Annotated in this window: 15 protein-coding genes; 5 read left to right on the top strand and 10 right to left on the bottom strand. The window is 65.9% G+C overall.

Annotated features, from left to right (window positions below; translation table 11 throughout):
- Positions 1 to 18: 18 nt before the first annotated feature.
- Positions 19 to 1974, bottom strand: a complete 1956-nt coding sequence (locus AC4OR5_RS13480; protein WP_058160570.1) for a UvrD-helicase domain-containing protein — start codon at positions 1972 to 1974, stop codon at positions 19 to 21.
- 170 nt (positions 1975 to 2144) lie between these two features.
- On the opposite strand from AC4OR5_RS13480, the gene AC4OR5_RS13475 reads away from it, so the two are divergent.
- Complete coding sequence (locus tag AC4OR5_RS13475) at positions 2145 to 2372, top strand: hypothetical protein (RefSeq protein ID WP_003082927.1); 228 nt, start codon at positions 2145 to 2147, stop codon at positions 2370 to 2372.
- A 130-nt stretch (positions 2373 to 2502) separates the two neighbouring features.
- Here AC4OR5_RS13475 and AC4OR5_RS13470 read toward each other — a convergent pair whose 3' ends face one another.
- The gene (locus tag AC4OR5_RS13470) at positions 2503 to 3135 is read right to left on the bottom strand and encodes a TetR/AcrR family transcriptional regulator (protein ID WP_034020700.1); all 633 of its coding nucleotides are present in this window, start codon (positions 3133 to 3135) and stop codon (positions 2503 to 2505) included.
- 92 nt (positions 3136 to 3227) lie between these two features.
- Between AC4OR5_RS13470 and AC4OR5_RS13465 the strand changes: the two genes are divergently transcribed.
- Positions 3228 to 3899, top strand: coding sequence for an O-methyltransferase (locus tag AC4OR5_RS13465; protein WP_015503218.1), 672 nt, complete (start codon positions 3228 to 3230; stop codon positions 3897 to 3899).
- Between the two features lie 77 nt (positions 3900 to 3976).
- On the top strand, positions 3977 to 4381 hold the full coding sequence (locus AC4OR5_RS13460) for an ester cyclase (protein WP_003086989.1): 405 nt from the start codon (positions 3977 to 3979) through the stop codon (positions 4379 to 4381).
- A gap of 27 nt (positions 4382 to 4408) precedes the next feature.
- Here the strand turns inward: AC4OR5_RS13460 and AC4OR5_RS13455 are convergent, their stop codons facing one another.
- Complete coding sequence (locus AC4OR5_RS13455; protein WP_058160568.1) at positions 4409 to 7696, bottom strand: acetyl-CoA carboxylase family protein; 3288 nt, start codon at positions 7694 to 7696, stop codon at positions 4409 to 4411.
- A gap of 204 nt (positions 7697 to 7900) precedes the next feature.
- Here AC4OR5_RS13455 and AC4OR5_RS13450 point away from each other — a divergent pair, with 204 nt between their 5' ends.
- Complete coding sequence (locus tag AC4OR5_RS13450; protein WP_015503220.1) at positions 7901 to 8821, top strand: LysR family transcriptional regulator; 921 nt, start codon at positions 7901 to 7903, stop codon at positions 8819 to 8821.
- Between the two features lie 15 nt (positions 8822 to 8836).
- Here the strand turns inward: AC4OR5_RS13450 and AC4OR5_RS13445 are convergent, their stop codons facing one another.
- The 7 genes from AC4OR5_RS13445 to AC4OR5_RS13415 all read right to left on the bottom strand — a co-directional run bounded on the left by AC4OR5_RS13445 (position 8837) and on the right by AC4OR5_RS13415 (position 17376).
- Complete coding sequence (locus AC4OR5_RS13445; protein ID WP_003086981.1) at positions 8837 to 9178, bottom strand: hypothetical protein; 342 nt, start codon at positions 9176 to 9178, stop codon at positions 8837 to 8839.
- Between the two features lie 379 nt (positions 9179 to 9557).
- Complete coding sequence (locus tag AC4OR5_RS13440; protein ID WP_058160566.1) at positions 9558 to 11798, bottom strand: lipase family protein; 2241 nt, start codon at positions 11796 to 11798, stop codon at positions 9558 to 9560.
- Positions 11795 to 12586 (bottom strand): hypothetical protein, encoded by a 792-nt coding sequence (locus AC4OR5_RS13435; RefSeq protein WP_058160564.1) that lies wholly within the window; start codon positions 12584 to 12586, stop codon positions 11795 to 11797. Before AC4OR5_RS13435 ends, AC4OR5_RS13440 begins: the two co-directional genes overlap by 4 nt.
- A 143-nt stretch (positions 12587 to 12729) precedes the next feature.
- Entirely contained in the window at positions 12730 to 13521 is a 792-nt protein-coding gene (locus AC4OR5_RS13430) for a hypothetical protein (protein WP_058160562.1), read from the bottom strand.
- Positions 13518 to 14366 carry a DUF4123 domain-containing protein gene (locus AC4OR5_RS13425; RefSeq protein WP_058160560.1) on the bottom strand — a complete coding sequence of 283 codons (849 nt, stop codon included), beginning with the start codon at positions 14364 to 14366 and terminating at the stop codon, positions 13518 to 13520. The genes AC4OR5_RS13430 and AC4OR5_RS13425 overlap by 4 nt, the downstream gene beginning before the upstream one ends.
- Positions 14363 to 16438 carry a type VI secretion system Vgr family protein gene (locus AC4OR5_RS13420; RefSeq protein ID WP_058160557.1) on the bottom strand — a complete coding sequence of 692 codons (2076 nt, stop codon included), beginning with the start codon at positions 16436 to 16438 and terminating at the stop codon, positions 14363 to 14365. Before AC4OR5_RS13420 ends, AC4OR5_RS13425 begins: the two co-directional genes overlap by 4 nt.
- A 305-nt stretch (positions 16439 to 16743) precedes the next feature.
- A complete protein-coding gene (locus AC4OR5_RS13415; RefSeq protein ID WP_009876145.1) occupies positions 16744 to 17376 on the bottom strand; it encodes a response regulator in 633 nt (210 codons plus the stop codon).
- A gap of 145 nt (positions 17377 to 17521) precedes the next feature.
- Here AC4OR5_RS13415 and AC4OR5_RS13410 point away from each other — a divergent pair, with 145 nt between their 5' ends.
- Positions 17522 to 19144, top strand: coding sequence for a two-component system sensor histidine kinase (locus AC4OR5_RS13410; RefSeq protein WP_058160555.1), 1623 nt, complete (start codon positions 17522 to 17524; stop codon positions 19142 to 19144).
- Position 19145 lies beyond the last annotated feature (1 nt).

The raw sequence follows: 19145 nt of genomic DNA, 5'->3' as shown, positions 1-19145 counted from the left end.
CCCGCCGAGACAGTCGTCTCAGCGTCGGGCCAACAGAGCCGTGGCGCCCTGCGCCTTGCGCGTGTACCAGAGCACCCGGCTGACGCCACGGGTGATCGCCACGTAGGCCAGGCGCAGGCTTTCGTCCTCCATGGCCTGGTCGTAGCTGTTGCGGAAGAAGCCCGATGCCGCGTACAGCGCGTTGCGCAACGGATGCTTCTCGCCCGGCAGGCAGTCGTCGACGACGATCGCCACTTCGGCCTGGAGGCCCTTGGCGCGATGGATGGTCATGCCCTTCACCGGCAGCGCGCGATCCAACTCCGCCTGGATCGCCTGCAACGGCTCGTTGCGCCGGCTCAGCAACAGCACCGCGGTGCGCTCGCTGCTTTCGCGAGCGGCGGCGTGCTCGCACTGGGCGCGGATTTCCGCCAGCAGCTTCGGCAGTTGCGCACGCAGGTCGAAACGCTGCACCAGCTTCACGCCATGGTCGCCCGGCTGGATCGGGCGGAACGCGCGGCAGGTCTTGTCCTGCTTGAAACGCACCCCGGCCAGCACCTTCTCGCCGTCGCGAATGATCGGTTCGACGGAGCGGTAGTTGGTTTCCAGCACCAGCAGCGCGCTCTTGCGTCCCCGCCCACGCGAGGGGAAGTGCCGGTCGAAGTCGATGAACAGCTCCGGCGAACTGCCGCGCCAGCCGTAGATCGACTGCCAGTCGTCGCCGATGGCCATCAGGCTCGGCGCGGTGCCCTGGGTTGCCAGGCGACGGTGCAACGCCTGTAGCCAGAGGACGATCTGCGGCGAGACATCCTGGAACTCGTCGATCAGCAGATGGGTGAACGGCGCCAGCGCCGTTTCCGCCAGAGCCCCGCCGGCCATCCGCTCGCCGAGCTGCTGGAACGCGGCGTCGAAGGTCATCAGGCCCTCCTCGCGCAACAGCGCCTGGAACCTCGCCCAGAACAGTGCCATGGCTTCAACGAAAATCTTCTCGCGCAGCCCGCATTCCAGCTTGCCGCTGTCCAGGCGTTCGACGCACAGGCCCAGGCTCTCGGCGAACCCGGCCTGGGCATGGAAGGCTTCGTACAGCGGCAGCGCCTGGAACTCGCCGGCCAGCTTGAACGGCTCCAGCGGCGCCTTCGGCTGCCGCCGCGCGCCCTCTTCCGGCTCCGCCGGCGGCGGCAGTTCCAGCAGCTTGTGGGTCTTGGCGCGGAACGCCAGGCTTTCCGCGTAGCACTGCTGGTAGGCCTGCTTCAGCAGGCGCTGCTGGGCCGGACGCAGGCGTCCGGCGGCAAGGGGGTTGTCCGGCTCGGCGGCGGGGTCGCGGTCGTCCAGTTGTTCGAACCAGCGCGGATTGCCGAGCACCTCGCGAGCCAGGCTGCCGAGCGCCGAATGGAAAGTGCGCACGCACTGCCGCGCCTGGGCCGCGTCGAACGGGTACTGCCAATGGGCGAGCACGCGCAGCAATTGTTCGCGCAACTGCGCGCAGGAGGCGTTGGTGAAGGAAATCACCGTCAGCCGCTGCGGCTCGACGCCCAGGTGGCAGAGCATGAACACCACCCGCAGGACCAGGGTGGTCGACTTGCCCGAGCCGGCACCGGCAAAGATCCGCGCCAGCGGCTGGCGGCAGAGGATCATCGCCCACTGTTCCTCGGACGGCGGGCTGACCACGCCGAGCGTCGCGGCCTGCGCCACCTGCTCGCGCATGGCGCGCTCCTGGGAGTCGTCGACCTTCAGTGCGGCAGCCGGATAGATTCCCTGCGGCGCGCCCCGCGAGGCGGCAGCGGGCTTGCGCGAAGTCCCCCGAGCGGCGCCCTTCGCAGGCTTGCCGGTGGCCTTGGCCGGGGCCTTCGCGGCGTTCTTCCGGGAGCGGGCCTTGGCCGGCTGCAACAAGGCTTCGCGGGCCTCGCGCTCGGCCTGCAGGTAGGCGGTGGTACGCGGGAAACAACGCGCCAGGGCGCTGGAAAGCATCGACTTGTAGCGCCGTACGGCAGACAGCATCGGGGACCGGTCCAGACAAAGCATGTGGCTGAATCATAAGTGTTTTCCGCCCTCGGCCGACAGTCGGCTGGGAACCGCCCATCGCGCCAGGGCAACCCTTGCGCGACCGCGCCGGTCTACCCTTCGGGCCCTGCCGGCCTGCCAACTCAGCGAAAACAAGGAGCCTACCCATGAGCGATTGGGCAATCACCTACAGCAAGGACGAAGCCACCGAGCGCCAAGTCCTACCGTTCCCCCACAAGCCGAGCCCCGAAGAGGTCGCCGAGCACCTGCTGGAATGGGCCGAGGCCAACCTCAAGCCGGGCCACTACAGCACCGGCAAGCTGGAAAGCGACGAGCCGGCGGAACTGCTGCTGCGCCGCTTCGGCATCGTCGTCACCGGCATCGCCGAAGCCTGATCCCTCCCGCGACCGGCAGGCGCCGGTCGCTTCCGCCGATACAGCCTGCTCCACCAAGCCTACGAATGCGCCAGCCGCGCACCTGGGGCCGCTGGGCCAAGCGACGGTTTTGCTCCGGCCACACGGCACCTCAGCGCTCGTCAAGGGCGGCGAGATAGGCGCAGAGCATATCGGCCAGGGCCTCGGCGTAACGCTCGATCTCCGCCTCGCTGCGCGGCTGTTCGGAGAACTGCTTGCCGACCGCGCCGAGGGTGGTGGTGAGCAAGTCGCCGGCCAGGCTGCGCTCGGCCTCGGCGACCTCCGGCAAGGCCTCCCGGAGAAACGCCTGGAACACCCGCGCGCCCTCCGCCTTCACCTCCCGCGCCTCGTCGGCGTCGCGATACAGCGGCGCCGCGTCGCTCAGCGCCACGCGTATCGCCGCCTCTTCGCACTCCGAGCGCACGAATGCCAGCACCAGCCGGCGCAAGCGCTCCAGCGGCGGCCGGGCGGTATCCTCGAGGATCTCGCCGAGCAGACGCGTGGTGCGCCGCCACTCGTCGCTTTGCAGGCGGAAGAGGATCGCCGCCTTGTTCGGGAAATACTGGTACAGCGAACCGATGCTCACCCCGGCGCGCTCCGCCACCCGCGCGGTGGTGAAACGTTGCGCGCCTTCGCTGGCCAGAACCTGAACAGCCGCCTCCAGGATGCTCGCCACCAACTCGCTGGAACGGGCCTGCTGCGGCTGCTTGCGCGAGGAAATACGCGGGTTTCGCTTGTCGCTCATGGAAGGCTCCGGAATGCGAATGGCGGAATGCGATGAATCCGTCGCATTCTAGGTCCACGCACTTACGCGCTCAAACATTCCCGGAGCCATCCATGAATACCCTCACCAACGCCCCGCTCGCCGATCTCCTGCAACGCCTGTTCGCCGAAGCCGAAGCCGAAGCCAGCGCACCGGGCAATAGTCCCGCCCTCGCCGACCTCTCGGAGGCCGAGCTGAAGCGCCTCATGGGCAGCAAGACCGAATACCGCGAGCTCTACGGCCGCCTGAAGGATCTGGCGCTGCCCGTCTCCCGCGAAACCGGCAGCCTGCTCTACATGCTGGCGCGCAGCAGCTCGGCGCGCAGCATCGTCGAGTTCGGCACGTCCTTCGGTCTATCCACCCTGCACCTCGCCGCAGCGCTGCGGGACAACGGCGGTGGCCGCCTGATCGGCAGCGAGTTCGAACCCTCCAAGGCCGAGCGGGCACGGCGCAACCTGGCCGCCGGGGGGCTGCTCGACCTGGTGGAACTGCGCGAGGGCGACGCCCTGCAAACCCTCGCCAAGGACCTGCCGGACAGCATCGACCTGGTCCTGCTGGACGGCGCCAAGGCGCTCTACCCGGAGGTCCTTGCCCTGCTGGAAAGCCGCCTGCGCCCCGGCGCGCTGGTGATCGCCGACAACGCCGAGCATAGTCCCGAGTACCTGGCCCATGTCCGCTCGCCGGCCAACGGCTACCTGTCGACGCCCTTCGCCGAGGATGTCGAGCTGTCCATGCGCCTGGGCTGAAGCCTAGCGACTGACGGCATCTCGCGGGTTTGCTAGGGTCTGGCTCATGCCGCCCGGACAGCTCGAAGGAGACCCGCATGACCCGTGACCGACTCGCCGAGCGCTACCGCGCCTACATCGACTGCCTGAACCGCCAGGACTGGGCGCGCCTGGGCGACTTCGTCCATGACCGGGTGCGCTACAACGACGTGCAGATCGGACTCGACGGCTACCTGCGGATGCTCGAAGGCGACTTCCTGGCAATCCCCGACCTGCGCTTCGAGATCGAACGCCTGCTCGTCGATCCGCCGGGCGTCGCCTGCCGTCTGCACTTCGACTGCACACCCAGCGGCCGGCTGTTCGGCATCCCGGTCAACGGCCAGCGGGTACGCTTCGCCGAGAACGTCTTCTACGAATTCGAAGACGAGCGCATCGCCGGCGTCTGGTCGGTGATCGACAAGGCGGCGGTCGCCGCGCAGGTTCAGGCGACGCCGTCGTCCTGAGGCGCCAGGGCACTGCGGGCCGACCATCTACCAGGTATCCACGAACGGCCGCTTGCGCCCCGCCCTCGGCGCCGGTTCTCCGGCGACGGCCAGGCCGCGCAGGAGCCAGGCGCGGGTCTCCGCCGGGTCGATCACCGCGTCGATCTCCAGGTAGCTGGCCATGTTCAGCGCCTTGCCGTTGCGGTAGGCCTTGTCGACCATGCCGCGGAACAGCGCCTCGCGCCGCTGGGGGTCTTCCTCGGCCGCCAGCTCCTTGGCGAAGCCCAGCCGCACCGCGCCTTCCAGGCCCATGGCGCCGAACTCGCCGCTGGGCCAGGCGACGGTGAACAGCGGCGAATGGAAGCTGCCCGCCGCCATGGCCTGGGCACCCAGTCCGTAGCCCTTGCGCAGGACCACGGTGAAGAACGGCACCGTCAGGCTGGCGGCGCTGACGAACATCCGCGAGACGTGGCGCACCGTGGCCTGTTTTTCCGCCTCCGGGCCAACCATGAAGCCAGGGGTGTCGCAGAGCGAGACGATCGGGATGTCGAAGGCGTCGCACAACTGCATGAAGCGCGCGGCCTTGTCGCCGGCCGCGGCATCGATGGCGCCGCCGAGATGGCCAGGGTTGTTGGCGATCAGGCCGAACGCGCGGCCCTCGATGCGCAGCAGCGCGGTGACCAGGCCGGGAGCGAACTGGCGCCGCAGTTCCAGCACGCTGCCCCGGTCGGCCAGGACCTCGATCGCCTGGCGGATGTCGTAGGCACGCAGGCGGTTCTCCGGCACCAGGTGGCGCAACTCGCGCTGGTCGGCGCAACTCCAGTCGGCCAGCGGGCCCTGGAAATAGCCGAGGTAGCGCCTGGCCACCGCAACTGCTTCGGCCTCGTTCGCCACCAGTACGTCGATCACTCCGTTAGGCCCCTGCACGCCCGTCGGACCGACCTCCTCGGCGGCGAAACGGCCCAGGCCGCCGCCCTCGATCATCGCCGGGCCGGCCATGCCGATGGTGGCGTCGCGGGTGGCGATGATCACATCGCAGCAGCCCAGCAACGCGGCATTGCCGGCGAAGCAGCGACCGGAGACCACTCCCACCAGCGGCACCAGCCCGGAGAGCCGGGCCATGCCGACGAAGGTATGGCAATCGAGGCCGGCGACGCCGACGAAATCGGTATCGCCCGGGCGCCCGCCGCCGCCCTCGGCGAACAGCACCAGCGGCAAGCGCCACTGTTCGGCCAGGCCGAGCAGGCGGTCGGTCTTCTTGTGGTTCATCACCCCCTGGGTGCCGGCGAACACCGTGTAGTCGTAGGCCAGTACCAGGCAACGCGCGGCCTGCACGCCGAAGCTGGCGGCCCCCACCGTACCGGTGCCGGCGACCAGGCCATCGGCGGGGCTCAGCTCCAGCAACTCCTCGGCGGAGCGCCGGCGACGCTGGGCGGCCAGGGCGAAACCGCCATATTCGCTGAAGCTGCCCTCGTCCAGCAGGTCGAGCACGTTCTCCCGCGCGGTACGCTGTCCGGTCTTGCGCCGCCTGGCCAGCGCCTGCGGACGACGCTCGTCGCCCAGCGCTGCCTGGCGCTCGAGTACCTCGGCGAGATCGGCGCGGATATGCGCCAGGTCCAGCGCCTGTTCGGTCGGTGCCTGCTCGTCGTCATCCTCCGTCGGTTCAAGGAACAGCAGCGTCGCGCCCTCCTCCAGAGGCTCCCCGAGGCTCGCCGCGAGCCGCCGGACGATCCCCCCGCCGGGTGCCTTGACCTCGAACTCCATCTTCATCGCTTCCAGGATCGCGACCCGCTGGCCGGCACGCACCCGTTCGCCCTCGGCCACTTCCAGGGCCACCAGCACCCCGCTGCTCGGCGCCGACAGCGGCAGGCTGCCGAGTGGCGCCTCGACCCGCGCAGGCGCGGCGTCCTCGGCGAGCGGGCACTCGGCGCGGAGCCGCGGATGGCTCGCCGGGATAGGCGCCAGCAGTGTCTCCAGGTGGCTTTCGACGAAGCGGGTGTCGACCCGGTTGGCCTGTACCGCCGGATGCAGCAGAAGGTTGCGCAGCAGGTCCAGGTTGCTCGCCACGCCCTCCAGGCGGAATTCGCAGAGCGCCCGGTAGGCCCGGCGCAACGCGGCGGGATAATCCGCGCCGCGCACGACCAGCTTGGCCAGCAGCGAATCGTAGCTGGGGCTGACCCGATAGCCGGCATAGCCGTAGCCGTCCACCCGCAGGCCGGGACCGCTGGGCGGTTCGTAGGCGCCGATAGTGCCCACCGCCGGACGGGCGCTGCCGTCGGCCGCCAGGGTCTCCAGGTTGATCCGCAGTTGCACCGCGCAGCCGCCGATCGCCGGCGGTCGCTCCAGGCCGAGGGCGGCAAGCTCCATGCCGGCGGCGAGACGCAACTGGGCGTGCAGCAGGTCGACCCCGGTGACTTCCTCGGTGACGGTGTGCTCCACCTGGATGCGCGGATTGGCTTCCATGAAATAGAAGCGCCCGGGGCGCTCTTCGTCGACCAGGAACTCGAAGGTACCGATCCCCCGATAGCGCACCGCGCCGGCCATGCGCAGGGCGCAATCGATCAGCGCCTCGCGGGTGGCCTCCGGCAGGTCCGGGCTGGGCGCGATCTCCAGCAGTTTCTGCTGGCGCCGTTGCAGGCTGCAATCGCGCTCCCAGAGGTGGCTGACCGCACCGCTGCCGTCGCCGAGCACCTGTACCTCGATGTGCCGGGCCCGCGCCACCCGTTGCTCGACGTATAACTCATCCCGGCCGAACGCCGCCTGCGCCTCGGCACGGCAACGGCGGTAGGCATCGGCCAGTTGCGCGACCTCCTCCACTGCGCGCATGCCACGTCCGCCGCCGCCGGCAAGGGCCTTGAGCATCACCGCGGCGCCATCGCCCAGCCCTTCCAGGAACGCCTCGGCCTCTTCGACGCTGACCGCGCGGTTGATCCCGGCCACCAGCGGCACCTCCAGGCGCTCGGCCAGGGCACGCGCGGCAGCCTTGTCGCCGAACAGGTCGAGCACTTCCGCTTGCGGCCCGACGAAGTGGATGCCCGCGCGCTGGCAGCGCCGGGCGAATTCGCCGTTCTCGGCGAGGAAACCGTAGCCCGGATGGATCGCCTCGCAGCCCTGCTCCAGGGCCAGCGCGACCAGCCGATCCATGTCGAGATAGGCCGCCACGCCACGGCCGGCCAGCGGCAGCGCGACATCGGCCTTGCGCACGTGCAGGGAAGCGGCATCGTCTTCAGCGAACACCGCCACCGAGCGGATACCCAGGTCGGCGCAGGCGCGGGCGATGCGAATGGCGATCTCGCCGCGGTTGGCGATCAGCAAGGCGTTGAAGGGAACGGTCACGGCAGGTTCTCCGGGGAGCGGGTCAGGGGGCCGGCGAAAGGAGCTGGCCCGGCGGCGCATTGGTCATCGTCGCAGGCATCTTAGGCAGCCGAAGGAAGCGGCAGAACTGAGGCTTATTCATCGCCATCCATGAAGCCTATGCATGGTTCTATCGGCGAGCATGCCTGCTAGGCTGGCGCCTTCCCCAGACAGGCGCGCGCAAACATGAATCAGCCACATGAATGGTCGCCCCTCAGCCGTTTCGATCTGAACCTGTTCCGGGTCTTCGAAGTGGTCTATCGAGAACGCAACCTGACCCGCGCGGCGGGCCTCCTGCATCTCAGCCAGTCGGCCGTCAGCCACGCCCTGGCGCGCCTGCGCGACCAGCTCGGCGACCCGCTGTTCGTTCGCCAGGGACGCGGAGTAGCGCCGACGCCGCTGGCCGAGCGACTGGCGCCGGGCATCCATGACGCCCTCGCCGGCCTGCACCGCAGCATGAATCGCTGCCAGACATTCGACCCTCGGCGCGACGCGCGGACCTTCCAGTTGAACATGCCGGAGCAACTGGAGCCGCTGGTGCTCCCGGCGATCCTCGGTCACCTGCGCCAGGCCGCGCCACGCATCGAGATACGCTGCAACAGCCTGCACTGGGCGGACCTGAAGGCGGAACTGGGCGCCGGACGCATCGACCTCGCCATCGAGATCGCCCGGCCCACCGACGCCGCCCTGCGCCGCCAGCACCTGCTCGACGATAGCCTGTGCGTGATGGCCGGGCCGGGCTTCGCCGGCGAACTGAGTGCGGAGGAGTACCTGGCGGCAGACCATGTCGCGGTGACCTCGCGGCGACGCGGCATCTGCATCGAAGACCTGGCCCTCGGCCACCTCGGCCTGACCCGCCAGGTGCGCCAGCGCTGCCAGCACTACCTGTCGGCGGCGTTGCTGGTGGCCCAGGGCGGCTACCTGCTGACCCTGACCCGAGGCTACGCCGAACTGATCAACCGCGGCCTGGGTAACCGCCTGCTGCCGATGCCGCTGGCCCTGCCAGCGGTGACTCTGAATCTCTACTGGTCGCGCCAGGCCGACGACGAAGCCGGCAGCCTCTGGCTGCGCGGCGAACTGGCGGAGCTGGCGACGCGCCTGCGCTGAGCGCGGGCGCTGCGACTAGGGCTTCGCCGCCTTGGCGCGGGCCTTCTGCAGCCACTGCCCGGCCTTCGCCGAACACTCCGTAACATAGGTCGTATCGATCGCGCAGCGCTCCCCGGTGGCCTTGAGCAGGTAGGCGGCATCGGCTACCTCGTAGTCGGTGTGCCGGCGCGGCGTACCCTTCGCCTGGGATTCGCGTTCGTCCTCGCGGATGTCGCAGTACAGCGCATTGCTGCGGGCGAACAGCTCGAGGCACTCGGCATCCTTGCCCAGCAACGGGTTGGCGCTGTCCTCGGCGGACTTGGAGCAGCCGCCGAGCAGCAGGCAGGCGCAGGCGATCGTGGCAAGCGGGCTACGCATGTGTCCGTTTCCTTGGCCATGGAGAGAGCGCCATTAAAACAGCCCCGGCGCCTCGGCGCACCCGCCATCGCCTCAGAGCCGCTCCCACGCGGCAAGCCGTGCCCAGCCAGCCATTTCTCCCAACGGCAGATGGCGGCCGAGCGGCTAGCCTGTCCGATGGTCCTCGGCCTGGAGATGACCCACAAGCCACGCCTGCTGCGCATCTTCACCGCGCTTCAAACCGATGCCCTGAAAGACGGGCGTCGCCAGCACGTGTCGGTATTGCGCGAACGTCGCTACAACGCGCGCCTGCCCATGTGGCTTGGAACAGGTCCCAGGCAAAAAGCCGAGGGGAGGCGGATATGGATAGAGCCCTCGATAGGGTTTGTTTGACTCCGCTCTATCCAAGCGTATCGATATCCAGATCGAACACCGCTCCAGGGGCATGGCCGCCTACCAGGGTAGCGATCGCGCGCTCATTGCTGTCGGCATCCGGCGGGGCCATCGCGAGTTGTTCATGCGAGCGATTGAACGAGTGCGCCAGCCAGCGCTCCAGACTCACCGCCAGCGCCTCGGGCCGCTCGGCAACCCGGCCGTAGACCTTGGCCTCGCTGACACGTTCGACACTCAATGCTTTCAGTCGCACAGCGGTCTGTTGCAACCTGCCGATTTCAGCGCGCAATGGCCCCATTATCTGTTGTTCCCTGGCAGAACCGTAGGCCGCCGCCTCCTTTTCCCGCAACTGCGCCTTGAAGTCCTGCAGCGCTTCCCCGACCCGCTCGTACTCGGTCGGGGTCACCACGGTGCGGCCTTCCTCCAAGGCCTCTTGTGCACGGCGCAAGGAAGCCCAGCAATGCGGAATGTAGCTGGCGACCATCTTGTGATCGGCATTATCCAGCATCTGCCGCAGCAGCCCGCCTCGCTCCGGCAAGCCATTCCTTGCAGCCAGTGCCTTGGCGCAAACCGCTGCGCCGCCGCGCTCGGTAATGCTTTCGCAGCCGGGCGTCCACAGGATCGCGGACTTGTGGCCATCGGCAAACGACACGGGCATGAAATGACGCAGTTTGCCGTGGTGCGTGTAAGGCTCGCCGACGATGTTGACGGGACTCAGGAGCACCACCGCCCCTCCGATGGCAGGGTTGAAGAGCATCAGCAGGACACCCGCCCCCGACATGCGCCAGGACGTTTTCATCCAGGCCGCCGGGACACTGGGCACCGGATCGTTCTGGTTGACCATGCGGTGATGCACCAGAGGCCTGGCGTTTTCCACGAAGGTCTTGTCGCCTACGCGCGGGCTGCCGTAGGTGTAGAGCACGATGTCATAAGTGAAACCGCTCCTGTGGCGTAACATCTCGGCGATCAGCAGTGCAACTGCGCCACCGAGGCTGTGGCCGGTGATCACCAGCTTCTGCCCGCTGTAGAACTTATCCAGGTAGGTTGTAAAGAACTTGATGGCCACCTTGGCCGACTCGTAAAACCCGTTGTGTACCTTGCCGCTGGTTTCCTCGAACGGCGTCTGCGCAGCATCCACATCGCGCAGAACGTCAGCCATACTCGCGGTGCCGCGTACCACCAGCAGGATCAACTCATTGTTATGGGTGATATAGGCTTGCGTATCGGTACCATCCCGTTTTTTGGCATCGTCCAGGTAATGGAGCCTGGACGGATGTTCCTGATCCACCCCAAGCTCGGGGCTGTTCACTTCGGGGTATAGCTCGGGGTCGAACGGTATGACCTCCAGGCGCCTGGAGTAGGCCACGTCTTCATACAGGGGGTAGTAAGTCTTCCCGCCGGCCTGAGTTGCGTCCACTTGCCACAGCTCATCGGACCTGGCCAGGGCATCGCCGAACCAGTTGCCGACGCTGGGTTGCGCCGGAAAGCTCACACTGTCGGTTTCCACCGGTTGCGTATCGGGTTCCTGGCCAAACGGGCTATAGCTCAGGGTCGACATCAGCGCCAACTGGTACAGGTTGAGGTAGCAGAACGCTTCGCCCGTGGACAGGAGCGGACTCAGCGCCCGCAAGGGGCGCACCTCCAGCACATGGTGCCGGTTCGGCAACAGCGCGATACCGCGAATCCGGGGAGGCCTGGGAGCAAATCCCAACTCCGCCATGGCGGCCGAGGGACGGCGCATCAGCGCATGCACCTGGTGCCGGGGCGGAAAGAACCGGGGCGCCAGGGGCGGAAGATGGGCCCGGTGCTCCACCAGTTCGCTCACCTCGACCTGGCAGAAAGAATCGGCCTGGCCTTGGGCGGGGTTGGACCGGGTGCGGGCGCCGTCAGGGTTTACAAAGCGGGTCTTCTCGGCACGCACTTGCAGTTCAGTGATGGGGAGCGGGTAATGTGGTCTATTCCTCAAGTCCTTATAAGGCTCATCTCCTCCTTGGTAACTCTTATCAAGCTTGAGCAGCACCGGCCCGCAATAGTGCCGATTGATCTTCCCAGTCCCTGTTTCGTCCAGAATGCCAAGGTAGACAACCTCCTCAGAATCGCTGACTTCATAGGCCAGGCCGGCATAGGGCCTGCCATCCCCCCGCTCATCCACCAGTTGAAAACTGGTCGAGTGGGTGCGTCGCGGGCAGGCATGGATACGTTCGCTGAAGAACGGCTTTTCCCACTCCTCCATCGGCCCAGGGGTCATGGGGTCACCGCCTTGTTTTCCGTACAGCCGGGATAGATGATGCAGTTGCGCCCATCCGGCATTCTGAAGGTGCTGAAATCCTTGTAGTTGCCGTTGCAATAGGCTCTTTGATCGTCAAAACTCTTGCCCATGCAGCGCTTCCAACCACCGGGCACTTTAACCCAAGTGTCGCCCCACCCCGGCCTCTCTTCGTCAGCCAGCTTGATCCTCAACCTCACCGTCTTGCCGGGCAGTTGATCCAGGGTGTAGGCCACGAAAGGTTTCGCTTTGCGCCGTACACCCGTCTCATCCATCCTTTTGCAATCGAGGATTTTTACGATACGGCGCAATTTGCCTACCGTGCGGAATAGAAACTGGCACTGCCCGGAGAATTCACTTTCCCCGGCGGCATTAAAAGTACCCTTTTTCACTTCGACCAGCTTTTCGCGCACGGCAATCATTGCTGAGTCTCGTCCGAAATCCCCCCAATCCTTGCCATACCAACCATATACATAAAAATAGATATTCTGCAGTACCAAGGGGCAGCCACTGACCGTACGGCGTAACAATATCTTCGAATCCCGTTCATATTTTTCCCGCCCCGAGTTGTAGCCAATTTGCGTATCCTTTCCCCCCGGCACCGTGCAGGTTTCACCTTTGGCCGGTACATAAGTTGCCGTGGCTTCGTAAGTGAACTCAGGTGGCAGGTCCGCCGTAACGGTAAAACTGTTGGACGTGCCCAGGGCAGTGCAGCCCTGGGCCAGCGCAAGGCAACTGGCAAGGGTCATGCTTTTAAGGGTGCGGTTCATCTGGAGGCGTCTCCTTGCCAATAACTGCAGTCTTGGACGTTATTCGTCCACGGGTTGAAAGTTGCTGGAGTGCGAGCGCAGCGGGCAGGTATGGATACGCTCAGCGAAGAGCGGCTTATCCCACTCCTCCATCGGCCCAAGAGTCATGGGGTCACCGCCTTGTTTTCCGTACAGCCTGGGTAGATGGTGCAGTTGCGCCCATCCGGCATTCTGAAGGTGCTGAAATCCTTGTAGTTGCCGTTGCAATAGGCTCTTTGATCGTCAAAACTCTCGCCCATGCAGCGCCTCCAACCACCGGGCACTTTGACCCAAGTGTCCCCCCACCCCGGCCTCTCTTCGTCAGCCAGCTTGATCCTCAACTTCACCGTCTTGCCGGGAAGTTGGTCCAGGGTGTAAGCCACGAAAGGTTTCGCTTTGCGCCGTACACCCGTCTCATCCATCCTTTTGCAATCGAGGAGCTTTCTCAGAACACGGGTCTTCCCGGCTGTACGAAACAGCCACTGGCATTGCCCGGCAAACTCGCTTTCCCCGGCCGCATTGAAAGTGCCCTTTTTCACCTCGACCAGCTTGTCTCGTACGACGATCAGGGCCGAGTCACGCCCGAAGTCCCCCCTAGCCTTGCCGTACCAGCCATAGATATAGAAATCGATGCTCTGCAGTACCAGAGGGCAGCCGCTGACCGTGCGACGTAACAATATCTTCGAATCACGTTTGTACTTTTCCCGGCCCGAGTTGTAGCCAATTTTGGTATCCCGCCTACCCGGCACTGTGCAAGTCTCACCTTTGGCCGGGACATAGGCCGCCGTGGCTTCGTAAGTGAACTCAGGTGGCAGGTCCGCCGTAACGGTAAAACTGTTGGACTTGCCCAGGGCAGTGCAGCCCTGTGCCAGCACAAGGCAACTGGCAAGGGTCATGTTTTTAAGGGTGCGGTTCATACGGGGGCGTCTCCTTGCCAGAACCGCACCTCCTGATACACACGCTCGAAATGCGTCGTGGGGGTTTCGTCAGGCAGGGGTGACCAGGACCTGGGCAGGGCTTCATCCGATGCGAACAGGCGTTGAAGCAGTAGAAAGCGGATTTGTTCAGGCGCCCGCCAGCCCCATGTGCGGGCCAGTTCCAACTGCGCCCGAAGCCAGGCATCGGCATCCCGCTGCCCGGCCAATTCCGCAAACGGCTCCGTCCACTCGGCGATCAGGTAGCGCCAGGCGTTGTCGAACTGAATACCTGCCGCCGTCTCCGAAGCCGTGGGGACAACGAGCCACGCCGGTTCGGCCGGCACGGGATGGTCGCCAGGGGCGGGGTTGTCGGCATGGAGCCATCGCCCGGCCAGCCAGTAGCACGCGCTGGAGATCGGTCCCAGGAACGCCGGGCGCTGCTCCGGCTGCAGGTGTGCCAGGGCGCGACCCAGCACGCGACTGTCGTGAAAGCGATAAAGCGCCTGGTTCGGCCGCTCGCCCGTTACCAGGCGAGTGCGCCAATGCCGGGCCAGCGACTCCAGATCACTGCTCACGCTGCTGGCCAGCCAGCCCCAATGACGTTCGGGCGACTTGAGCAACGCCTGAATGACCGGATGGTCCAGCGCATCGAGCCGGAACAGGTAGGGACCTATCGCCGCCAGCGAACTGGCGGGCGTACCGCTATACAGATTGCCGTACTGATGGGGTTCGCGCCCTTCGAGCAAGGCATCGCGCTCGTCGAGCTGGCCATCGGAGTCCAGTACCAGGTACAGGTATCGGCCCAGCTCGCCTTGTTTCTGCAGCCATTGTTCGGCCGTGGTCATGCGGCACCTCCAACACGGCACAGTCCATCGCGACAGATTTCGCAGAGCGGGCAGAAGTCCGCGGCGCGTTGCCTGGCGGCAGCCACGAGAGGCAGCGAATTGGCGACGACGGTCTGTGCTGCTTCGGCCAGAGCCTGGAGTGCCTGCTGCGGTGCGATGCCGGCCATGGGGGCTCCGCCCTGCACGATCGGCACGCTGCTGAAAATCCCTGCGGAGTTGATGACGATATGCTGTCCACCGGCCTTGAGTGTCAGGTTCACGCCGGCATCGACCAGCACATTGGTGGCGGTGACGCGGGCCTGTGATCCGGCTTGCACGACCCAGGTGCCGTCCACGGCGATGCTGCCGGCGCCGCTGATGGAAAGCAGTTCGTTGCCGCCGATCCGGGTGTGGCGCTCACCCTGGGTGGTATGCAGCTCATCGCCCTTGATCAGGCTGGAACTGTTCATGTTCACCTGCTCAAAGCGGTCGTTTTCGACCAGGCTGCGGCTGTCCCGGCTTATCCGTTCGTGACGGTCATTGCCGATGCTGGTGTGACTGTCGTTGAGGATCAGTTGCTCGATATCGCGTTGCGCGCGCAGGAAGATCTTTTCCTGGCCTGCCCGGTCTTCGATCGAAAGTTCGTTGTAGCCGCCGCTGTTCGGCGTACTTCGGCTACGCAATACGGTTCTGCTTTTGTTCGCCGGCAGCGCGTAGGGCACAGGCGTGGTCTTGTTCGGCACAACACCGGTAATCAGCGGGCGGTCCGGGTTGCCTTCGAGGAAGCTCACCACCACTTCCATGCCAATGCGCGGAATGGTCACCGCGCCGAAACGCTCGCCTGCCCAACTGGAAGCAACCCGCAGCCAGCAACTGCTTTTGTCGCTTCCCAGTTCCCGTCTGTCCCAATGCAGCTCGACCTTCACCCGCCCGTATTCATCACAGAAGATTTCCTCGCCGGCCGGACCGGTGACCCGAGCGGTCTGGCACCCCGGCAGGGGCCGGCGCGTCAGCAGCGGCGGCCGGAAAAACACATCCCATGGAATGGCGGTGAAGGTATTGCGATAACCCTGGGTGAAGCGGTCTTCTGCCTGGCTATCCCCGGTCACGGACTCTTCGAGTGACTGGGGTTGCCGACCAGAGTGCGTGACGCTCAGCAACAACCACAGTTCGTTGCATGTCTTGCGCGGATGCTCGGTCAGCTTGAAGAAGTGACCGCTGCGCAACGTCGGCTGATCGCTCTGGCCTTCGGCCAACTGGTAATCGACACGATGCCGTTCCAGAGCCTGTCTGGCCAACACCTGTCCACGCTCCAGCGTGGTGATCGGCGAAGGATAACGATAGTCCTCGAGGGCCGGCTCGAACTCCGCGGTGAACTGGCTTTCCAGCAACAGGCTTGGCCGCTGCAGGTCGTAGTCGCGGCGAGTTACCTTGCTGGTGCGGGAACTGAAACGCTGGGAAAACCGATTGACCACCGGATGATCGGCGACCGTTCCAGTATCCTGGCGGTATGGCGTGCATCCCAGCACGGGGAACCAGGCCTGGTCCTCGGTGAACACCAGCAGGTGATTATCCGCTGAATGCTGGTGGTGCCAAGCGATGCCGTCCTCGGCACACAGCCGCTGGATGAAATCGAAATCGCTTTCACCGTACTGGGTGCAGTATTCGCGTTCCGGGCTGGAGTGGACATTGAAGACGTAAACATCAGGCTGGATACCATGGCCTGCCAGCACCTGTGCGATGATCTGCGGTACTGTCAGGTGCTGGAAAATGCGCTGGTTGAAGCTGAATTGCAGGTAGTGCAATACCGGCACCAGGGTCAGGTGATAGCGCGCCAGGCGCCTACCGGCTTCGCCCACGTACACGTCTTCGATATGCCCATGGATCCCTTCGCCGCTCAGGCCGAACTGGAGAAATGCCGGTTGACCGAGCAAACCCTCCAGGTCGAAATCGGGGTTCTCGCTGAGCAGTTCGATACGGAGGGCATACAGGGTGCTGATGGCTTCGGTGCCATCGAAAGCCAGTACCTTGAAGTCATTGCGTACGGAGGGGATCGATAGCGCAAAGTGCGCACTATTGGCTGGCGCGAACATTTTGCTTTTCCTTAAGCTGGACAGCGCACTTGTAAAAATGCGGCTGCGCGGGCATGGAGCGAGGACTCTAGCAAGTCGCCCTTCGAACGTATGCGCAGAAAATTCTGAAAACGCTGTCTGACCAGAAGTGGTTCTGTCGGGACCTGCTGCCGTCTCACTCAGGCAGTCAAGCGACTGTCAAGCCATACTCGCAACGCTACTGAACGTGCCGAGCCGCATGGTCTTGGCCTGTTAGGACCAAGGCCCCATGCCGGCGGAAGGACAAGGCGCACGACGTCTGATCGGCGCCGGGCCCATCGCTGCCGCTACTCCCCGTCGCCATGCCCCAGAGCCGCCCGGTACTTCACCGCCGCCGCGGTCCGCGACGGCACGTCCAGTGCCCGCAGCAGCGACGACACATGGATGCGCACCGTGTAGTGGGAGATGTCCAGGGCGCGGCCGATCTCCTTGTTGCTCTTGCCCTGGGCCAGCAGGCGCAGGACATCCAGCTGGCGCTCGGTGAGCCCCTCCAGGCGCGGGCTGGGCTGCAGCGGCAGGAGGCCGGAGGGTTCGTAGCGCACCAGCACTTCCCCGGCGCGGATGGCCAGAATCGCCTGGCCGAGTTCCTCGGGCGCGATGCTCTTGCCGAGGAAGCCGTCGGCCCCTGCGTTCATCACTTCGCCGATGAGTTGCGGGTCGTCGACCATCGAGACGACGATCAGGGTGGTGCGCGGGAACCGGCGGCGCAGGTCGGCGAGCATCTCGATGCGGGTCAGGCCGGGGAAACGCAGGTCGAGGATCAGCGAATCGGGCTGCTCGCCTTCGCCAGCCAGGCGCAGGACCCCGGCGAGATCGCCGGCCTCCTCGATCCTGGCCTCGGGCAGCAGGCGCTGGAGGATACTCAGCATGCCCTCGCGAAACAGCGGATGATCATCGGCGACGATGATGCGGCCAGTCATTCTTGTAGTCTCCAGGAGTCGCAGTTTCCGCCGCGCATGCTACCTTAGCCCGCTACCGCCGCGCCCACCCTTCGTCCGTCTTCGTGACGAAGGGGGCGAAACAGAGGAAAAGGCGCGCGGCGCTCCCATGCACACGGAGGTGCACATGAAGTTCGAGAAGAATACCGAGCTGGACCAGGCCAACCTGCGACTGATCGTGGCCACCTGCGCGATCCTCTACGTGGTGCTGATCGGCCTGCTGCCCGGCCTGAAGGTCGAGACCTACCTGCCGATCGTTGCCTACTACGGCCTGTTCCTGATCGCCTCCATACTGCTGCGCCAGGCCATCGTGCGCTGGCCGGGGCACTACCCGGCGCGGCGGATCTTCTGCATGCTGCACGACTACGCCGGCACCTCGTTCGGCCTGATCGTGGGCGGCGAGGCAGCGCTGCCGCTGTACGCGGTGATGGTCTGGATCAACCTGGGCAACGGCATGCGCTACGGCTCGCGCTACCTGGCCATCGCCACTGCCCTGGCGCTGCTCGCGCTACTGGTCATCTATCGACTGACCCCGGCCTGGCAGGCACAGCCGTTCATGGTGCTGATGCTGATGACCACCAGTACCGTCATTCCCTTCTACGCGCACCTCCTGCTGGAGCGCACGCGCAAGGCCACCGAGGAAGCGTTGCAGGCGAACCAGGAGAAATCGCGCCTGCTGGCCCAGGCCAGCCACGACCTGCGCCAGCCGATCCACTCCATCGGCCTGTTCACCGCCTGCCTGCGCGACGCCCGCCTGGGCGAAGAGGAACGGCGCCTGGTGGACAACATCGACCGCTCGCTGCTCAACGTCTCGCAACTGTTCCGCTCCATTCTCGATCTCTACACCCTCGACAACGGTCGGCTCCAACCCAAGCAGGAGAACGTCCACCTGGGCGAGTTGCTGCGCGACCTGGTCCGGCGCAACGCCGAAGCGGCGCGCTGGGCCGGGGTGGAACTGCGCCTGCGCCCTTGCCGCCTGTGGACGCGAACCGATCCGGGGCTGCTGTCCACCATGCTGCAGAACCTGCTCTCCAACAGCCTCAAGTACGCCGCCGAGCGCCCGCTGCTGATCGGCGTGCGGCGGCGAGGCGACGGCCTGGCCGTAGCCATCTACGACCAGGGCCGGGGGATCGCGGAGGAACACCTGCCGCGGGTGTTCGAGGAGTTCTACCGGGTACGCGAGACGCGCGACCGCGACGTCGAGGGAATCGGCCTGGGGCTGTCCATCGTCCGCCGCCTGGGGCAGTTGACCGGGATCGAGGTGACGCTGCGCTCGCGGGTCGGACGCGGCACCGCGGTGACCCTGCACGGCCTGCCGGCGGTCGCCGCGCAAGCCCTGCCCCGCCGCGACGATCCCCTGCAGGCCGGCCTGCTCACCGGCTTGCGGGTGTGCCTGGTGGAAGATGATCGCAACGTCCTGCGCGCCACCTCGGCGTTGCTCGAACGCTGGGGCTGCACGGTCCAGGCGGAAACCGAGGCGGACGGCTGGCGAACCGATTGCGACATCCTCGTCGTCGACTACGACCTCGGCCCCCACGCCTCCGGCGTCGAGTGCATCGAGCGGGTACGGCGGCAACGCGGAGAGGCGATACCGGCGCTGGTAATCAGCGGCCACGACATCGAGCGTATCCAGGCCAGCGTCGAAGACACCGACATCGCCCTACTCTCCAAGCCGGTGCGCCCCACGGAATTGCGCGCCACCCTGCGCGCCCTGCGCGAGCGCCCGGAGGCCGCCAGCCACGCTTCCTGAG

The organism is Pseudomonas sp. YA1 (assembly GCF_058680555.1).
This window is presented reverse-complemented; position numbering and strand designations above follow the sequence as displayed.

Bases quoted from the DNA above. Each gene is read 5' to 3' on its own strand.
- AC4OR5_RS13480 (WP_058160570.1), bottom strand. From the start codon at position 1,974: ATGCTGTCTGCCGTACGGCGCTACAAGTCGATGCTTTCCAGCGCCCTG.
- AC4OR5_RS13475 (WP_003082927.1), top strand. From the start codon at position 2,145: ATGAGCGATTGGGCAATCACCTACAGCAAGGACGAAGCCACCGAGCGC.
- AC4OR5_RS13470 (WP_034020700.1), bottom strand. From the start codon at position 3,135: ATGAGCGACAAGCGAAACCCGCGTATTTCCTCGCGCAAGCAGCCGCAG.
- AC4OR5_RS13465 (WP_015503218.1), top strand. From the start codon at position 3,228: ATGAATACCCTCACCAACGCCCCGCTCGCCGATCTCCTGCAACGCCTG.
- AC4OR5_RS13460 (WP_003086989.1), top strand. From the start codon at position 3,977: ATGACCCGTGACCGACTCGCCGAGCGCTACCGCGCCTACATCGACTGC.
- AC4OR5_RS13450 (WP_015503220.1), top strand. From the start codon at position 7,901: ATGAATCAGCCACATGAATGGTCGCCCCTCAGCCGTTTCGATCTGAAC.
- AC4OR5_RS13445 (WP_003086981.1), bottom strand. From the start codon at position 9,178: ATGCGTAGCCCGCTTGCCACGATCGCCTGCGCCTGCCTGCTGCTCGGC.
- AC4OR5_RS13440 (WP_058160566.1), bottom strand. From the start codon at position 11,798: ATGACCCCTGGGCCGATGGAGGAGTGGGAAAAGCCGTTCTTCAGCGAA.
- AC4OR5_RS13435 (WP_058160564.1), bottom strand. From the start codon at position 12,586: ATGAACCGCACCCTTAAAAGCATGACCCTTGCCAGTTGCCTTGCGCTG.
- AC4OR5_RS13430 (WP_058160562.1), bottom strand. From the start codon at position 13,521: ATGAACCGCACCCTTAAAAACATGACCCTTGCCAGTTGCCTTGTGCTG.
- AC4OR5_RS13425 (WP_058160560.1), bottom strand. From the start codon at position 14,366: ATGACCACGGCCGAACAATGGCTGCAGAAACAAGGCGAGCTGGGCCGA.
- AC4OR5_RS13420 (WP_058160557.1), bottom strand. From the start codon at position 16,438: ATGTTCGCGCCAGCCAATAGTGCGCACTTTGCGCTATCGATCCCCTCC.
- AC4OR5_RS13415 (WP_009876145.1), bottom strand. From the start codon at position 17,376: ATGACTGGCCGCATCATCGTCGCCGATGATCATCCGCTGTTTCGCGAG.
- AC4OR5_RS13410 (WP_058160555.1), top strand. From the start codon at position 17,522: ATGAAGTTCGAGAAGAATACCGAGCTGGACCAGGCCAACCTGCGACTG.